The following is an 18,403-nucleotide window of genomic DNA, read 5'->3' as shown; positions in this document are numbered from 1 at the left end:
TAAGAAAAAGATGAAAAATACAATCATAAAAGCAAAGTATTTATTAATATTATCGATAATTATATTCAGCTTAAACGGATGTACTAAGGATATCACAGATATTAATGAAGATCCATTAGCAGTAACAACAGTACCTCCTTATCTTTTATTTCCAGAGGTCATAGTGAATATGTCTTCACAAAGAGTTATTGAATTTGCAGGTTCTAATATGCACGCCCAACAATGGGCAGGTAGTGGTGGCACCTGGAGAAGTAGAAGTAGATATACACTTGGTGTACCCTCAGTAAATAACGCATGGACCAACTGGTATACTACCTGTTTAAAAAATTTATCTTTAGTAGAATTATTAGTTGAAAAAGATTATCCAGATGACATATATATTGTTGCTCAAGCAAAAATATTAGAAGGTTTTATTTATTCTAATATCACGCAAGTATGGGGTGAAGTTCCTTTTACCCAAGCAGGAAATCCAGCAGAATATCCATATCCAGTGTTCGATTCTCAAGAAACTGTAATGGAGGGTATCGTAACTTTAATGGATGAGGCTATTGCAATTTTAGAACAAGATGTAGACTCTAATATTGTTGATGATTTAATTTTTGAAGGCGATAAAGCAGCATGGATTCGTTGGGCAAATTCATTAAAGTTAAAAATGCTTATGTTTATGGCAAACAAAAAGCCTAGTGAAGTTTCTAGTAGACTTCAGGAGGTAGCAAATAGCGCATTAATCTTCACTAACGAACAAGAAGCCAAATTACAATACAGTTCTGAAATTGGTAACGAAAACCCTAAGTATACTTTTATAAATAATTTTTGGGGTGGAAATATTAATTTATGGTACGCAGGAAGCCCACTAGTAAACCTTATGAACGATTTAGACGATCCCCGCAGAGCAACCTATTTTGATCAAAATACAAATGGTGTTTATGTTGGTTTAGTTCAAGGATTTACAGGTGTCGCATTTGCTTCAAAAATAAATGTAAACAATATTCTAGCAGAAACACCTGATAGATACTCAACAGCATCTGAAACCTACTTTTTATTAGCAGATGCTGCCGCAAACGAATATATTTCTGGAGGTTTAGCTCAAGCAAACACATGGTTTCTAGAAGGCGTTACATTGGCTTTAGATTATTTCGATGGTTCTCTAGGAGAGATTTCACAAACAGATAAAGATACCTACATCGCTAGTTTACCCGATTTATCGACTTTAACAAAAGAAGAGGCTTTGGATTACATTAACGATCAGCATTATATCGCTTTATTTGGTAACGGAATAGAAGCATGGAATTTATGGAAAAGAACAAAGTCGGTTGATTTTGATGTCCCTAACCTTTCTGGAGCAACAGATATAATCAGAAGATATACATATTCTAGCAATGAAGCTGCAGCGAACATAAACATACCTACAGAAGTAACTATCGAGGATCCTATGTGGTTCGAAAAATAAATAGAGCACACTCCCTTTGTTCTGTTAATAGTGAGCCAGTAGATTTTAGACTTTGAATTAGTTTTGTTTCATAAGGAAATAAAAATCGCTGGCTTATTTAATTCGTATTTTAACTGTCTATATTTCAGGAAATCACCACTTATAAAAATAGGTTAACACAACTTAAACCTTACCAAATGAGAATTTTATTAACATGTATTTCTTTATTTTTTTTATTTCTTTCTTGCGGAAATAAAGCCGCCTCTCTAAAAAATGGAGGCCCTACAAAAAAGCCCAATATCATCTTCTTATCGATAGACGATTTAAGAGCCGATCTTGGAAGCTATGGCAATAGCGAAATAAAAACACCAAATATAGATGCCTTAGCAGGAACCTCCATGGTCATGTTAAACACACATTGCCAAGCTGCAGTTTGTGCACCATCGAGAGCAAGCACCATGTTAGGTTACCGACCAGATTCTACTAGAGTTTGGCATTTAGGCGACAAGTTTAGAGAAATAAACCCCAATGCCGTTACTATGCCGCAATACTTCAATAAAGCGGGCTATTACACGGTTAATATTGGTAAAATTTTCCATAATTATATGCCCGACTCTATTTCTTGGGACGAACCAGATTTAAAACCACATCCTTACAATACCAAAGCCTACGCATTGCGCGATGCTGAAACTTATTATTACACTGAAGAAGCTCTAGAAGATCAAAAAACAAAAAGAGCACTTTTATTAGAAAAAAGAAAAGGTCAAAAAGTATATGGCGATGGCTGGAATCGAGGCCCTGCAATAGAGGCAGCAGATGTTCCGGACTCACTATATTTTGATGCTATGCAAACACAATTAGCATTAGAAACCATAGATAGAATTAAAGACAAAAATGAACCATTTTTTATGGGACTTGGACTTTATAGACCTCACCTTCCTTTTGTAGCACCAAAAAAATATTGGGATCTTTACCCTGTTGGATCTGTTTCACCAGCAGCCAACCCAAAATTACCCAAAAATGCGACAGTAATGTCTGCTAATTCTAATTATGAGTTAAGAGCATACACTAATCCTTATAAAATTGGACGCCCAGAAGATACCCCAGTTCCAGAAACCTATGCCGATTCTCTAAAAAGGGGCTACTATGCTAGTGTAAGTTACATTGATGCTTGCGTAGGAAAACTAATAGAAGGATTAAAAGAAAGAGGCCTTTATGAAAATACCGTTATTGTACTATGGGGAGACCACGGCTGGAAATTAGGCGACCATAATGGATGGGGAAAAATGACTAACTTTTATATCGACACCCATGTACCATTAATTATAAAAGAAGCTTATCAAACAGAAGGAAAACGTATTGAAGCTCTTTCAGAATTAGTAGATATTTTCCCAACACTTTGCGATTTAACAGGTATAGATAAAGCTGATTATTTACAAGGTACTAGTTTAATTCCTGTTTTTGAAAACCCAGATTTAGAATGGAAAGATGCTGTTTTTACACAGTTTAGAAGACGTGCACGTGTTTCTAAAGATGGTAACGAATACATGGGTTATTCCATGCAAACCAAGCAATACCATTATATTGAATGGTACCATTGGGATAATGATAAAAAATTGAAAGGCGATTTTGCTGACGTTGAATTATATAATCATTTTGTAGATAGTAACGAAACTGTTAATGTGGCTAAAAATTCCGAGCAGGAGGATATTGTTAAACGTTTATCTGCGCAATTGGCAAAAGGTTGGAGAGGCGCATTACCAAAAAGTAAATCTTAGAGATACAGTTAGAACCAAATAGAATTATCAAAATTTATATTTAATTATGAGAAAAAAAATAAAAATCCTCAATGCATTATGGCTTTTAGCTATTTTAGTTTTAAGTGGATGTAATCAGGAAAAAGGAAAATTAGCTAAAACTACACAGGTAAAAAGGCCGAATATTTTATTTATTCCAGTAGACGATTTAAGACCAGATTTGGGATGCTATGGAAACAGTATTGTAAAAACACCTAACATCGATAAACTCGCTAGTAATGGTGTTGTTTTTAATCGCGCTTATTGTCAGCAAGCAGTATGTACACCCTCTAGAACAAGTTTGTTGACGGGTTTAAGGCCTGACTCTACTCAGGTTTGGGATTTAAAAAAACACTTTAGAGATGTTTTACCAGATATTGTTTCATTACCTCAGTTTTTCAAAAATAACGGCTATCATACCGTAGGTTTAGGGAAAACATTTCATAATACGTTACAAGATTCTGTTGCTTGGAATGAATATTTACATGTCGATGGTTTTCCTTTCGATCCGGATGCTGTTTATATTAATCAAGAGAATTTAATTATTCAAAAAGAGCAAGAGCTTAATCGTGTAAAAAAAGGAACAGCTAAGTTCGATAAATACGGTTTTATTTATACAAAAGCCAATTCTATTGAAATGGCAGAAGTCAATGATGACGATTATTACGACGGTGCACAAACAACTATGGCACTGAAAAAAATGCGTGAATTAGGCGAATCAGATGAACCATTTTTCTTATCGGTAGGTTTCTATAAACCACACTTACCATTTACAGCTCCAAAAAAATATTGGGATATGTATAATAGTGAGGATATTCCTTTGGCAACAAATCGATTTACTCCTAAAGATAGTCCGATTTTTAGTATGCATGGTGATGCAGAACTTAGAGGGTATTCTGAAAGACACGATTTACCAAAACCAAATGAAGCATCATTATCTGAAGCGGAGCAAAGGGAATTAATACATGCCTATTATGCTTGTATATCTTACGTCGATGTACAAATAGGTCGTTTAATGGATGAGTTAGAGCGTTCTGGGCTTATGGAAAATACTATTGTTGTTTTATGGGGAGATCATGGATGGAAATTAGGCGAACACAATGGTTGGGGAAAACAAACCAATTATGAAATAGATACTCGTGTGCCATTAATTATAAGTGGTAATAACGTTAACGGAAAAGGTAAAACAAGTAAAGCCTTAACCGAGCTCGTTGATATCTACCCAACACTTTGCGATGTAACTGGCTTTGAAGTGCCTAAACATTTACATGGAACAAGTTTAAAACCTTTATTAGAAAACCCAGAAGCTAGTGTTAAAGATGCTGCATATAGTCAATTTCTATTAGGGCGATATGGTCCAAAAGCACTCAGAGGTATTGAAAGAATGGGTTATACCGTTAGAACAGGTCAATACCGTTATGTGGAGTGGTATGAGTGGAAACCAGAGAGTAAAACACGAGGTGATTTTATAACAAGTGAACTTTTTGATCATGAAATAGATGCTCAGGAGAATATTAATATTGCTAATAATTCTGAAAATAAAGTAGTTATAGCACAAATGGCAAAAGTGTTAAACAAAGGGTTTAATAATTAATTTATTTTTTTCATGGCTCTACTAAAAAAACGGCTATATTGTTTAGTGCTTTTAGTGGCTATAGCATGTAATAAACCTATAGAAAAAATTACGGTTTTAAATGAAAAATCAAAAATGAATCAAAAAGAAATGAAAACCCTGGGGCTAATAGGTGGCACCTCTTGGCACTCTACAATCGAGTATTATGCGGCAATTAATCAATCTATCAACGATTATTATGGGAATAACACCAATCCGCCTTTATTAGTTTATACGCTCAATCAGGCTGAGGTTCATAGATTTCAAAAGGAAGATAAATGGGATTCTATAGCTGGTATGTTGACGGAAGCTGCATTAAGCCTTAATAGAGCAGGAGCAGAGTCTGTTATGTTTTGTGCCAATACTCCACATAAAGTATATCAAACCGTGCAGGGGCAATTAGATTTTCCGGTAATACATATTGCAGATGCTACCGCTAAGGCAATTCATAATAAAGGTATTAAAAGTGTTGGTTTTATAGGAACTATTTACTCTATGGAATCCGATTTTGTAACCCAAAGAATTGCTGATAACGGTATAGAAGTTTTAGTTCCTGAAGATAAAGTTGTGTTGAATGAATTACATAGAATTATACAAGAAGAACTTACTTATGGAGAAGTTAAACCCGAATCGAAAGCCTATGTATTAGCGGTTATTCAGGGTTTTGTGGATAGAGGAGCAGGAGGAATTGTTTTAGGTTGTACTGAGTTTCCTTTAATGATTTTTGATGAAGATTTAGATATTCCGGCTTTTAATACCACAGACATTCATGCCATGGCAGGCGTAAATTATATTCTAAATAAATAACTAATGTTTTAAGAAAATCAAACCATCTAAACATCCCTTTACAGTCATTCTGTAAAGGGATGTTTTTTTATCATATATAATAAATTTAGATCTTTATATTTAACTTAAGCATAAATTTATAACTTGTCATTTAAAATACAAACATCAAAAAATGACAGTCTTTTTCAGAATACAAGAAAGTGTTTCAAAAGCATTTGGTTTATTTATCCTTTTGTTAATTTTTGTGTCATCTTGTAAAGAAAACAAAGATGAAAGTGTTGTGAAACCTAAAGAGCAACCCAATGTTATCGTTATTCTTATAGACGATGCCGGTTATGCCGATTTTGGTTTTATGGGGAGTAAAGATTTAGAAACACCAAATATTGATGCTTTAGCAAAAAGTGGTGTTATTTTAACTGATGCTCATGTAAGCGCTACCGTTTGTGCTCCATCTAGAGCGGGCTTAATGACAGGTAAATATCAACAACGTTTTGGTTTTGAGGCTAATGGAACAGGCTTTGGTGATTCTGGTGATATTGGCCTTTCGGATGATGTTTCTACAATGGCCGATGTGTTTAAAGCCAATGGATATAAAACACTAGCTTTAGGGAAATGGCATTTAGGAGCAGATAAAAGTGATCATCCAAATCAAAGAGGTTTCGATGAGTTTTTTGGTTTCGAAGCCGGGAGTCGTTCCTACTTTTCTTATAAAAATCCTAAGAAAGAAAAAATGCTTCAGCATAATAGTAAACGAGTTATGTTCGATGGGTATTTAACTGATGTTTTAGGAGATCAATCTGTAAAGTTTATTGAAGAAAATAAAGCGCAACCCTTTTTTATGTATTTGGCTTATAACGCCGTGCATACACCAATGGAAGCCAAAACGGAGCATTTAGAAAAGTATAAAAATCATCCAAGACAAGAATTGGCAGCCATGACTTGGGCTTTAGATGAAAATATAGGGAAGCTTCAGCAAAAATTAAAAGCATTGGGCTTAGCAGATAATACACTTATATATTTTTTAAGTGATAATGGTGGTGCGGCAAATAATAGTTCTAGCGGAGGACCTTTAAAAGGTTGGAAAGGTAATAAGTTTGAAGGCGGACATCGCGTGCCTTTTATTGTGAGTTGGCCTAAAATCATTAAAGGTGGTCAAACGTTTGGTGGATTATCTTCATCTTTAGATATTTTTACAACATCTTTGGCCGCAGCAAACATTAAAAAGGCCGATGATTTAATTTTAGACGGAGCTAATTTATTGCCGTATTTAAAAGGAGAAAAAACAGGAAATCCGCACGATAAATTATTCTGGAGAAAACTGGAAGAAGCAGGAGCTAGAATAGGTGATTATAAAATGGTGAGATTGCAAGATTTTGGAGCAACGCTTTATAATTTAGAAAATGATTTAGGGGAAACCACAGACTTAAAAACATTCAAAAAGGAAGAGTATCAATTATTACAAAATGAATTGAAGCTGTGGGAATCTAAAATGATGGATCCGTTATGGATTGAAGAACGGAGTTGGATGGATGTTACGCACCACATTCATAAACAATTAATGCAGAACGAAAAGGTATTATATTCTAATCCTGCGCAAATGAAAACGGTACTTTCTAAAAAGTAATGGCGTTACGGTGATATTTTTTCTAGATTAGTACGACTTTTACGTTCTAGCTGGTAAAATGATGTGTTTAAGATTAATAAAACCAGTAGTATAATTACATCGTAATAATATTGGCTTATCTTGCGGCCGTTTTAATTGTAGTTGCTACAATTAGCATAAAAGTTATAATCATGAAGAATAGTAATATTAGCGAAGATCAAGTCGCTCAAATTAATAAAGTAATAGAGAATTATTTTAATACAAATACGGAAAAAAACTCTATTCCGGCTAAGGATATTATGTCCGATTTAATAGAGGCAGGTGTTTTTACAAAAGACACAAAAAAAGGGTTACCGCTTCGTAAGGTTTTTAGAGCTTTAGATAAAGAAAAAGCATTAGATAAAATTCCTGCTGTACATGCAGAACGTACAGAAACAGCTGTTTATTGGTATTTATTAAGAGAAGGAGCAGAGTTTGTACCGAATGAAGCTATTGGTGCGGTTTCTAAAAAAGAAAAAGCTCAAGAAACTAGAGAAAATAGTGATGAGTTTTATGTTTTAGACCTATGCGATGAGGTGCTTAACGAAAAAGCATCGCGTAAGCATACCTTTCCTTTTTTACTAGGAGATATGCATAAAAGAGGAAAAACGAGAACGAAATTGCCTTTAGCAGCTTTTTATAAAGAAGCTAATTTAGTTATAGAGTTTTTAGAAAAGGAAAGTGAAGCCGATCAAGATGAAGAGAAGCTAAATGTAATGACCGTTAGTGGTATAACTAGAGCTGAACAAATAAAAAAATATAACAAAAGACGTAGAGATGTACTGCAAAAGAAAGAAATCGATTTAGTTGAAATTGATTATGCTGCTTTTGAAAATGATAAAGAAAATCGTTTAGTACGTAATAAAGAACAAGATATATTACTTTTGAAAGAGTTACTTAATGCGTATATAAAATAATTTTAATTAATATTTTATCCAGAGTTTTTCGAGAACTAGAATAGTTTTAAATGAAAAATATTAGAGCCTATATAGAAGAGACCATAACGGTAAATGATACCGATTGGACGTTGTTTTCATCTAAATTAATTAAGCGCGAGTTTAATAAAAAAGATAAACTTACCGAAGTTGGTCAGGTGGAGAACTACATCTCTTTTATAGAATCTGGTATTGCACGTTTTTTAATTCCGAAGGAAGATAAAGAGAAAGAAATCACTTTTGGGTTTTGTTTCGAAAATGAATTTATAAGCGCTTACGATTCGTTTTTAACACACAAACCATCGCTCTACCAAATAGAGGCGCTTACCAATATGGTTATTTGGAGTATTTCTTATGAAGATTTACAAGAGGTATATCAAAAAAGTTTTGTTGGTAATGTTATAGGGCGCATGTCGTCAGAGCGTTTATTTCTTATAAAATCTAAACGAGAACAGTCGCTTTTAAATGAAACTGCAGAAGAGCGTTACCTTAAGTTATTTACAGAGCGCCCAAACTTAATAAAAGAGGTGCCTTTAAAATACATTGCTTCGTATATAGGGGTTACAGCACAGGCTTTAAGCCGAATTAGGAAACGAATTTCTTAACCTAGGTTCATTGTAATTTCCATAAAGTAATAAGACCTTTGTTATCTAAACAAAGATTATGAGTATTCTTATTTTTATTATCATTTTATGGTATACAGGTTTGTTTTTTCAAACATTCTTTTTGCATCGTTATGCGGCGCATCAAACCTTTACCATGTCTAAAATAGCAGAACGTATATGTTTCTTTTTAACTTGGGTTTTTCAAGGTTCTAATTACTTAAGTGCTTATGGTTATGGCGTTATGCATAGAATGCATCATGCTTATGCCGACACAGAAAAAGATCCGCATTCGCCTAAATATGATGCCAATGTGTTTTCTATGATGTGGCGTACAAAAAACATATATCAAGACATAAATCAAAAACGAATTGAGGTTGCCGATAAGTTTACCAAAAACGTTCCACAATGGGAGTCTTTCGATAAATTTGCAAGTTCTAGAGTATCTCGATTAGTTTGGGCTGCATTATACACTGTGTTTTTTATTTTCTTTGCAACTGCTTGGTGGCAATGGTTATTTTTACCTGTAGCTTTTTTAATGGCACCAATACACGGCGTAATTATAAATTGGTTTGCTCATATTTATGGGTACAGAAATTTTAAAGTTGCCGATACGTCTAAAAACTTATTACCATTCGATTTTTTAATGATGGGTGAAGGTTATCATAACAATCATCATTCTCACAGTGGACGTGCAAATTTTGGAGTGCGTTGGTTTGAGGTTGATATTACGTATTGTATTATGGTTGTTTTAGATAAACTACATATTATTAAATTGAAGAAAGCCGTTAGTTAGTAAATTCGGTATTATATAGCAAAAACAAAAAAAGCAACCTAATTAGGTTGCTTTTTTGTTTTATGTAGATATAAAATATGTTACTGGGTTTGCACGACACTTTGATCAGGACTAATCAATATTTTATTCAAAACTCTTTGAATATCTATGTTGTCTTGTTGAGGAATTAAAAAAGGTTCTAAATCTTCCGAAGTATTAATTTGCTCGTACTTATCGATAAAACCGTAACCTTTGTAGCTGCTGTTTTCAATTAAAATAAAAGCTTCTTCATTTTCATATCGTCCTTTTTGTTTTACAATTACATTTTTAGATATATTTTTAAGGTAATCTATAGCTTGTTTAACACGAAGATTATATAAAGCCATCGATTCTTTTTTATCACAAATACCTTTGCAAGATTGAATAGGGTAGAGCGAACAATTTGCAGTGCCTTCTTGTAAATGCGTGTATTTTGGACACAAATTAAACTGTTTACAAAGCACCTCTAAGTAATGGTTACATTCTTGAATACTATATAATATTTGTATGGCATTTGGCGTCGATTTTAGCGTGTTGTAAGCTAAATGTAATATGCCATTTCTATCTTGGTAACTGAATATAGCATACGCTTTAGGAGCACGTTTTGGTGCTTGATTGTATTTTGGAAGATGTTCCTTTAGCGCAGCATCTTCCATAAGTAATGCAATGGTTTCACTACCTGAAAGCTCGTAATCTACATCGGTTAATTCTTTAGATAAATTAATCTCTTTTTCTGCTTTACTCGAAAAATGACTTAGCACGCGTTTTTTTATATCTTTAGCTCGGCCTACGTAGATAATAGCATCGTTTTCATCTTTAAAATAATAGATTCCGGTGGTACTTGGTAGCTGATCAAAAGTTTCTTGTTTAAGATGTTTTGGTACTTTAGTTTCTTTAGTAGCTTTCTTTAAAAAAGACTCAATAACTTCTGCTGCTGTAGGTTGTTTTAGCAATATTTTAAATAGAATAACAGTAGCTTCAGCATCGCCTCTTGCGCGGTGTCTACCTACTATCGGGATGTCTAATTTAGCACACAATTTACCTAAGCTATAGGTTTTGTGGCCTGGTAATAATTTTCTAGAAAGTCTAACGGTGCATAGTTTCTTTCTAACAAATTTTATATCTATTGCCGCAAATTCATTTTGTATGGCGTTATAATCAAAACTCACATTATGCGCTATAAAAATGGCGTTTTGGGTAATCGATAAAATATCTTCTGCAATTTCTGCGAATGTTGGTGCTTTAGCAACCATCAAATCGTCAATACCTGTTAAATCGGTAATGTATTCAGGGATTAACTGTTGAGGATCAACAAGCGATGTAAATTCATCTATTAACTCATCGTCTTCATATCTAAAAATAGAAATCTCGGTAAGTTTATTTCCTGGTCCAGCGGTTTCAACATCAATTACGGTATAAATCATTATGTTAATCTTTCTAAATTCTTAAGGAATACTACACTAAATTTAAATGAAGTGTTTTTCTTGTTGTACTACAAATGTAAGCAATAATTGCTTTAATATGTAGCTATGGATTCTGTTGTGATTGAAATATTTTTAAAATTAGATTTTTATATATTTTAAGAAGCATTTAAATAATTGATTTTTATCGTTTTAAAGTAAAATGGCCTTTAAATTGACGATTTTTTTGGCTGAAAATTTCTTGAAAATCAACGGTGTACCAATAATCAGAAGATGGCATTGGGTAACCTTTAAAAGAGCCATCCCATCCTGGACCAAAGGGATCTAAAATATTTAATAGTTTTCCATACCTATCATAAATGTAAATAGAAACATTTGTTTGGAATTCTCTAGATATGCCTAAAGGCAGCCATGTATCATTAAAACCATCTCCATTTGGAGTAAAGAATTTAGGAATGCTAATAACCGAAATTTTTTCAGAATTTATACCACAACCATTTTTATCTCTAACGTAAATGGTGTGCAATCCGCCTTCTACATTATTAAATATATTGCTGTCTTGGTATGGTCCAAGCTCACTGTCTATGGCATATTCATTGTCTCCAATACTATTCTCGTTAAGATAAACGGTAACGGTTTGTATGTCCATAGCATCTATAATATCTACGCGATCTATGGTTGGTATTGTTGAAGGTGAAACAATAATATCTCTTGTTTTCGAACAGCCTTCTAAAGATATTACAGTTACGCTATATGTTCCAATTTCGTTAATTTCAATTTCAGGAGTTGTCTCATTAGTGTTCCATAAATAAGTGAAATTATTTGTAGAACCCGTAATTAAACCAGCATCTAAGGTGATCGTTTCAGGGTAGGTGTTTAGACAATAAATAGTTTCATGAGTAACTTCAATATTAGGTAAGCTATTTACAACTAGTAGAACTTCTTCAATATATGAACAACCTTCGTTATTTTCAACACGAGCGTAAATGGTTTGAGAATAAGCCTCAGTATTTTGATAATTATTTGCTAATAGATCTATTTGCTGTTCTGCATCTTGATAAGTTTCATAATAAGCTACATTAAAATTTTCAGTTGAATTTATTAAAACTTGAGGAGACGCTAAGCTTAAATTGAAGGTGTTTAATCCGTCTTCAGAATTTAATTCATCACAAACATATAATATGGCTGGCGTTAACTCTATAAAACTACTATTTAATGTAAGCGTTGTAGAATCGAAACAACCGGTAGTATTATCAATTACCTTTACGTAAATGGTTTGCGGATTTGTAGTGTTTGTAAACGTTGCGCTTTGTTCGTTGGAATCATTGTCTAATTCGCTTTGCGATAAGTAGAAGTGAGTTGTAACGTTGCTGTTATTTGCTGTAACTTGATTGTCATAATCATGAAGATTAAATTGCATTAATCCATCGGCAATATCTGTATAATCACATTCTGTAATGGATGTTGCAATTACGTTTGGTAGAGGTAACTCTTCAACTTCAACATCAAATGTACCAATACAGCCATCGCTATCTTCTAAAGTTACGCTGTAAGTTCCTGCAACGGAAACTTCAATGGATTGTGTGGTTTCTGTTGTGCTCCAGGTATACGTTGAGTAATTTGGCCCCATCTCTAAAACCACAGAAGTGCCAGCGCAAAAGGTTGCTTTGGTTAGCGTTGGTGGGGTAATATGGATAGTCTCAATATTGAAACTCGTAATATTATCACATTTATCGGGAACAGATACTCGAACAAAAATAGTTTGCGAATTTGGATTTACATTTTGATGTGCTGTTGGATTTGGAATTTGGCTTTGCTCCAAATTAGCATCCATTCTGGTGTTAAAATATCTAAAAGTAGCTCCAATTTCGGTAGTAAATAAGTTTTCAAAAGATGTTAAATCGAATATGGCATAATCATCTAAATCATCGTCACAAGATTCTAGTATTTCGGTAACCGTTTCCACGGAAGTGTCCGCTCTGTGTTGTATTTCCACGGAAGTGATATAGGCACAACCTAAACTGTTTTCTACTCGAACATAAACATCATGATTATTATTCGGGATGGTGTAAATACCGGAAAGTGCTGAATTTTGGTTTTCGGCATTGGTTTGCGAATTGTAATATTCAAAAGCTAGGTTAGTGGTGTTTGCAACTACTAGAGTGTTTAATTGGCTAAGGTTGAAGCTGTAATTACCATCGAAATCGGTATCGCAAATTTCATAAGTATTTGGCGTTAACTCTATAAAACTACTATTTAATGTAAGCGTTGTAGAATCGAAACAGCCTGTGGTATTATCTACTACTTTTACGTAAACAGTTTGCGGATTTGTAGTGTTTGTAAATGTTGCGCTTTGTTCGTTGGAATCATTGTCTAATTCACTTTGCGATAAGTAAAAGTGAGTTGTAACGTTGCTGTTGTTGCCTGTAACTTGAATGTCATAATCATGAAGGTTAAATTGCATTAATCCATCGGCAATACCTGTATAATCACATTCTGTAATGGATGTTGCAATTACGTTTGGTAGAGGTAACTCTTCAACTTCAACATCAAATGTACCAATACAGCCATCGCTATCTTCTAAAGTTACGCTGTAAGTTCCTGCAACGGAAACTTCAATGGATTGTGTGGTTTCTGTTGTGCTCCAGGTATACGTTGAGTAAGTTGGACCCATATCTAAAACCACAGAAGTGCCCGCGCAAAAGGTTGCTTTGGTTAGCGTTGGTGGGGTAATATGGATAGTCTCAATATTGAAACTCGTAATATTATCACATTTATCGGGAACAGACACTCGAACAAAAACAGTTTGCGAATTTGGATTTACATTTTGATGTGCTGTTGGATTTGGAATTTGGCTTTGCTCCAAATTAGCATCCATTCTGGTGTTAAAATATCTAAAAGTAGCTCCAATTTCGGTAGTGAATAAATTTTCGAAAGACGTTAAATCGAAAAAGGAGTAATTGTCTAAATCATCGTCACAGGCTTCTAAAGTTTCGGTAACAGTATTAACATTGGTAGATGTTCTAATACTGATATTAACTGCTGCAACAGCCCAACAATCAAATTGATTTTCTACTCGAATATATACAGTATGATTATCATTTGGAATGGCATAATTTGTAGTGTTAGAAATAGCTCCTGTTTCATTTTCAGCATTTGAGAATGAGGTGAAGTATGCGAACACTAGATTGGTGTGGTCTTGGATGATTAATGCATTTAAGTCGCTTAAGTCTAGCGTGTAAAATCCGTCGAAATCGGTATCGCAAATAGTATGACTGCTATCAATTAATTTAGGTGTAGCGAGTACTTTTAAAATAACGCGACCTATAGAAAAACAGCCCGTTAATGTATTGTCGAATCTAACAAAAATATTATCGGTTTCTGAAGCTGTATTGTGATTTTCGGGTGTTGAAATTAGAAAAGTTGTATTTGCGGTTTGTGCGCCTACTTCATCGGAGTAATAAGTAATATCAAGTCCTGTAGTATTGGCTAACATAGCCGGAATAGCAGTGGTTAAATCAAACTCTTCGGAAAGGTTGAAATCATCGTCGCAAGCCGTAAGTTCGGTGTCGTTTACAGTGATAGGAAAAGAGAAATTTAATGTTATTTCAGCAATTGAAAAACATCCCGTGGTTCTATTTGTAACCCTTATATAAATAGTTTGCGGAACACTAGTAATTAGATATCTATATGAAATTGCTCCACTGTTATTAATAGCATTGTTTTCTGAAGTAAAATAACGGAATGTATGATTTGCAGGGTCAGAAATGATAGCGTCATGACTTAAGCGCAAGTCGTAATATTCGCTGCCATCGGTGAAGTTATCGCAAACGGTAACATCAATGTTGTTAACTACTGGTGAGGAAATTAAGCTGAAGTTAATGGCTCCAGAAATATCGCAACCATCTGGCGCGGAAAGATTAACAAATAGGGTTGTGGTGTTTGTTATATTCGCCGTAGTTATTGGTGTGTTTTTATTATTTGCATCATCTAAACTGTTGTAATACGTTAAATTGATGTTGTTTTGAGTTCCAATTATCTCTGAGTTGAAATTGGATAAATCAACATTGTTTTCAATACCATCATTTTCAAAATCACAAAGACTTAGCATATTAGATCGCAACTCGGGTATGGAGACAATTGTTATTTCTATTTCGGCTATGTTATAGCATGTTGTGGTTGTATTATATAAACGAACAAAAACGGAATGGTTAGATGTTGCTAAATAATTTTCAGGTGTTGGTATTTGTGCTGTAGGTTCGCCTGTTTCTGCTTCCGCTTCGGTATTGTAAAAAGAAGCTTCATAGTTTATAAAATTTATGTTTACATCTGGTAAAGCATCGTTTAGGTTAATTAACTCTTCATTATTGTTGTCGCTGTCACAAGCTTCAATTTCGGCGTCGTTTGTAGTAATTATTGGGTAAAAATCGAACGTAATATCGGTTTCTGTTGTACAGCCGTCAGGAGTAGTTACAAAGACATTAATAATTCGTGTTGGTCCAATAATGTTGTAGGTTTCTGGTGAGCTAATGTCTCGTCCGTAAATGTCTTCATATTCGAAAATGGCACCTGTTTCTGTAGTGATGTCGTCTTCATATTGAGTAATGTCATGTATTTCTCTGTTGTTACCAAATTCGTCGCAAATAGTTGCTAAAACTGGATTTAGAAGTATGGTGGTTTGAAAATCTAAATTAACTTCTTCCACAGTAAAATCGAGTTCTGTTCCTTCAAAAACTAATGCAATACGAGCATAAAGGGTTGTAGGTGTAGTAATGTTTATTTCGGTAATAGCCCCCGTGTTGGCATTGGCATCGGTTTCTAAAATATGATAGGTAACAATCATGTGTCTAGAATCATCAAAACTAGAAATTAAGCTATCATCATATGCGCTCAATGTTACTAATTCTTCGGAATCGTTATCGGTATCACAAATTTGAAAATCTCCATCGATAGCTCCTCCGGAAAATCCAACAGACTCTAATTCGATACTTCCTATGGTGATACAGCCAGAATCTGTATTGGTGAAAACAACAAAGACTTCGGTTTCAGGATTGGTAACCCCAAAATTAGCAGGATCACTTATTAAACTGCTCGGATCTTGTATTTGTGCTCCATTTTCAGAATCGTAATATTGAACAGTAATACCTGTTAAATCGGTTACCATATCATTGATAGATGTGGTTAAATCGAAAATAGTTCCCGTACTGACTTGGTTATCGTTTTGGACGGTTACACCATCAATATATGTGAAATTTATAGGGAAAACTTCAACACAACCATTTGATGTGTACGATCGTACCCAAATTTGAGAAGCGCTATTTAAACGGTAAACTTCTGGGTCTATAGGATTGCTCGTGGCATTTGGATCAAAAGGATAAATGTTTCTTTCCGCCCAACTTTCATAAAGATGATAACTAAAGTTTAAAGCCGCGGTATTGTTCGATTGTACATCTGTTTCATGTTGTGTTAAATTGTAAATAGCAATATTAGAACAAAGCGTAACCTCAATAGGTGCAACAACGGGAACAGGATTTAGAACTATGGGTATTTCTACAATATTTGGGCAAGATTCATCGGGTTGAAGCGTTAAGCGAACAAAAACAGAATCGCCATTTGCAGCGGTTAGATTGGTTTGCGGATTTAGATTGTTTTCAGCTTCATTTTGATTTAAATGATACGTAAGTGTAGCGCTAGATTGGCTACCAATAATTTGCGTGGTGTAATCGGAAAATGTTATAATTTCTGAATTATCATTATCTACATCGCATTCTGAAATTTGAGAGAGTTGTGAGGTTGCTAATTCTTCTAGATTAACGGTTAATGTACCTACATCAAAGCAACCAACGCCACGTTGTAATCTAACATATATGTTTTCTGTTGGGTTTGTTAATAGGTAGTTCTCTGGAGTAGGTATAGGGTTAGTTTCATTTTTTGCATCGTCTGGAGAATTATAATAACTCAACACTAAACCAGTTTGTGTACCAACCATTAATGGCGCATAGGTTGTTAAATCTATAGTCTCTTCTCCAACCAAGTCAATGTCGCATACGGTTTGCACATTGTCTATAGCTATTGGGTAAGAGAAATCAATGGTAATATCTATGGTATCTTCTAAAACAACATCGGTGCCAATACACATATCGTAAGTAACTCTTGCGGTATAACTTGTCGATTCTTCTGGGCAAATGGTTATTTGATCGCCTGTTGCAATGAGTGTGTTGCTAGCATCTCGCCATTGAACTACCGTTGTTGGAATTCCGTTTGGTGTAAACCGCCAAGCTTCATTAGTGGCGCTCCATATACCAGAATTTCTGTCGGTAGGCGTTGTTGCAGAAGTTCCATCTTCATTTTGAATTCCTATTAAAGCATTTTTTCGATAAGCTCCAGATGTTGTTTCGCAGTTAATTGGTTTGTCCTTGATATAAACATCAATAATATTTGAAGTTTCGTAGAGTACAATTTGAGTTGTAGACCTTGTGTTTTCGCAATTAAAATGGTTTAAGTTTTCGTAACTAATAACAAAGGTTCGTTGTGGAGCGGTGCCTGTAATATAGGTTTTAATTTCGCCACATTCGTTTTCTGGTGTGCTCGGGTCGTCGGTGCAACCAAATACATTGTTATCGTTTGTTAAATCGTGATAAGCACCAAATATAGCATTGGTTGGCATGGATGAGTTTGGTAAACTTCCTGAAAAATAAGGGCTATCTGCAAGAGCCAGTGTCGTGTTGAAACTGATTAGACCATTATCTCCAAGAATAAAGGAATTGAAACCTTCGTTATAAAAACAAAAATCGAAAGGTAAGGGTAAAACAGAACTCCATTTATCGTCAGCAGAAACGGTTACCGAATTCTCATTTGTTAAACCAGATAAGTTAGTAAAAGGTATACTGTTTACTTGGTAAGAAGTGGTTTCGTAAATAGTGGTATAATTGGCTTGTAAAACAAAACAACGGTCAGCATCCGTGGGATAATCACAATCTACCAAAATATCTGTTAAACCTCCCACATCGCTAATTTCAATTGAAGGGGTGATATTTTGTGAAAAAAGTATGCTTGGTAGTATTAGGGATATAAGGAGGGACCTATAGTGCCACATATCATTATCTTGATTATTTTAATAAAAAAATAAATATATGGAAAATAAGATTTAACAAAGCTTTAAGTTTTCTTTGTTCGACGTATCTCCTTTTATGGGTGTTGTATTGAGTGTTTTTTTTAGTTGTAATTCTGTATTGCTGAGTTTAAAAAGGTTTGGGTATTAGAAATTTGGTTTTTATTCTAATATTTTAATCTCATCATAAGGTTCTGGTTTTTAGACTTAAAGTGAGTTTTGAGTACAACATGTGTAGTGGTTTTATACTCAATC

The 18,403-nt window shown here is 34.3% G+C and carries 10 protein-coding genes; 8 read left to right on the top strand and 2 right to left on the bottom strand.

All coding sequences use genetic code 11. The features are described from left to right. Nucleotides 1-10: 10 nt before the first annotated feature. The 8 genes from BM246_RS16610 (at nucleotide 11) to BM246_RS16575 (ending at nucleotide 9,598) form a co-directional block, all read left to right on the top strand. Nucleotides 11-1,450, top strand: coding sequence for a SusD/RagB family nutrient-binding outer membrane lipoprotein (locus BM246_RS16610; protein WP_074939431.1), 1,440 nt, complete (start codon nucleotides 11-13; stop codon nucleotides 1,448-1,450). A gap of 176 nt (nucleotides 1,451-1,626) precedes the next feature. Continuing rightward, nucleotides 1,627-3,207 (top strand): sulfatase, encoded by a 1,581-nt coding sequence (locus tag BM246_RS16605; RefSeq protein ID WP_074939429.1) that lies wholly within the window; start codon nucleotides 1,627-1,629, stop codon nucleotides 3,205-3,207. Nucleotides 3,208-3,253: 46 nt separating this feature from the next. Next, nucleotides 3,254-4,819 carry a sulfatase gene (locus BM246_RS16600; RefSeq protein WP_083415840.1) on the top strand — a complete coding sequence of 522 codons (1,566 nt, stop codon included), beginning with the start codon at nucleotides 3,254-3,256 and terminating at the stop codon, nucleotides 4,817-4,819. Nucleotides 4,820-4,933: 114 nt separating this feature from the next. Beyond that, a complete protein-coding gene (locus BM246_RS16595; protein ID WP_175489810.1) occupies nucleotides 4,934-5,644 on the top strand; it encodes an aspartate/glutamate racemase family protein in 711 nt (236 codons plus the stop codon). Nucleotides 5,645-5,795: 151 nt separating this feature from the next. After that, nucleotides 5,796-7,247, top strand: coding sequence for a sulfatase-like hydrolase/transferase (locus BM246_RS16590; RefSeq protein ID WP_074939427.1), 1,452 nt, complete (start codon nucleotides 5,796-5,798; stop codon nucleotides 7,245-7,247). Between the two features lie 170 nt (nucleotides 7,248-7,417). Next, nucleotides 7,418-8,182, top strand: a complete 765-nt coding sequence (locus tag BM246_RS19800; protein WP_083415838.1) for a hypothetical protein — start codon at nucleotides 7,418-7,420, stop codon at nucleotides 8,180-8,182. A gap of 50 nt (nucleotides 8,183-8,232) precedes the next feature. Continuing rightward, on the top strand, nucleotides 8,233-8,805 hold the full coding sequence (locus BM246_RS16580) for a Crp/Fnr family transcriptional regulator (RefSeq protein ID WP_042500278.1): 573 nt from the start codon (nucleotides 8,233-8,235) through the stop codon (nucleotides 8,803-8,805). Between the two features lie 58 nt (nucleotides 8,806-8,863). Further along, nucleotides 8,864-9,598, top strand: a complete 735-nt coding sequence (locus tag BM246_RS16575) for an acyl-CoA desaturase (RefSeq protein ID WP_042500276.1) — start codon at nucleotides 8,864-8,866, stop codon at nucleotides 9,596-9,598. Nucleotides 9,599-9,678: 80 nt separating this feature from the next. Here BM246_RS16575 and BM246_RS16570 read toward each other — a convergent pair whose 3' ends face one another. Further along, the gene (locus BM246_RS16570) at nucleotides 9,679-11,040 is read right to left on the bottom strand and encodes an exonuclease domain-containing protein (RefSeq protein ID WP_074939425.1); all 1,362 of its coding nucleotides are present in this window, start codon (nucleotides 11,038-11,040) and stop codon (nucleotides 9,679-9,681) included. A gap of 181 nt (nucleotides 11,041-11,221) precedes the next feature. Next, nucleotides 11,222-18,043 carry a T9SS type B sorting domain-containing protein gene (locus BM246_RS16565; RefSeq protein ID WP_074939423.1) on the bottom strand — a complete coding sequence of 2,274 codons (6,822 nt, stop codon included), beginning with the start codon at nucleotides 18,041-18,043 and terminating at the stop codon, nucleotides 11,222-11,224. Between the last annotated feature and the right edge of the window lie 360 nt (nucleotides 18,044-18,403).

It is taken from the genome of Algibacter lectus, from assembly GCF_900112395.1.
GTDB classification, from domain to species: Bacteria; Bacteroidota; Bacteroidia; order Flavobacteriales; family Flavobacteriaceae; genus Algibacter; species Algibacter lectus.
This window is presented reverse-complemented; position numbering and strand designations above follow the sequence as displayed.

Excerpts from the sequence above, each read along its gene's own strand:
- BM246_RS16610 (WP_074939431.1), top strand. The coding sequence starts at position 11 with ATGAAAAATACAATCATAAAAGCAAAGTATTTATTAATATTATCGATA.
- BM246_RS16605 (WP_074939429.1), top strand. The coding sequence starts at position 1,627 with ATGAGAATTTTATTAACATGTATTTCTTTATTTTTTTTATTTCTTTCT.
- BM246_RS16600 (WP_083415840.1), top strand. The coding sequence starts at position 3,254 with ATGAGAAAAAAAATAAAAATCCTCAATGCATTATGGCTTTTAGCTATT.
- BM246_RS16595 (WP_175489810.1), top strand. The coding sequence starts at position 4,934 with ATGAATCAAAAAGAAATGAAAACCCTGGGGCTAATAGGTGGCACCTCT.
- BM246_RS16590 (WP_074939427.1), top strand. The coding sequence starts at position 5,796 with ATGACAGTCTTTTTCAGAATACAAGAAAGTGTTTCAAAAGCATTTGGT.
- BM246_RS19800 (WP_083415838.1), top strand. The coding sequence starts at position 7,418 with ATGAAGAATAGTAATATTAGCGAAGATCAAGTCGCTCAAATTAATAAA.
- BM246_RS16580 (WP_042500278.1), top strand. The coding sequence starts at position 8,233 with ATGAAAAATATTAGAGCCTATATAGAAGAGACCATAACGGTAAATGAT.
- BM246_RS16575 (WP_042500276.1), top strand. The coding sequence starts at position 8,864 with ATGAGTATTCTTATTTTTATTATCATTTTATGGTATACAGGTTTGTTT.
- BM246_RS16570 (WP_074939425.1), bottom strand. The coding sequence starts at position 11,040 with ATGATTTATACCGTAATTGATGTTGAAACCGCTGGACCAGGAAATAAA.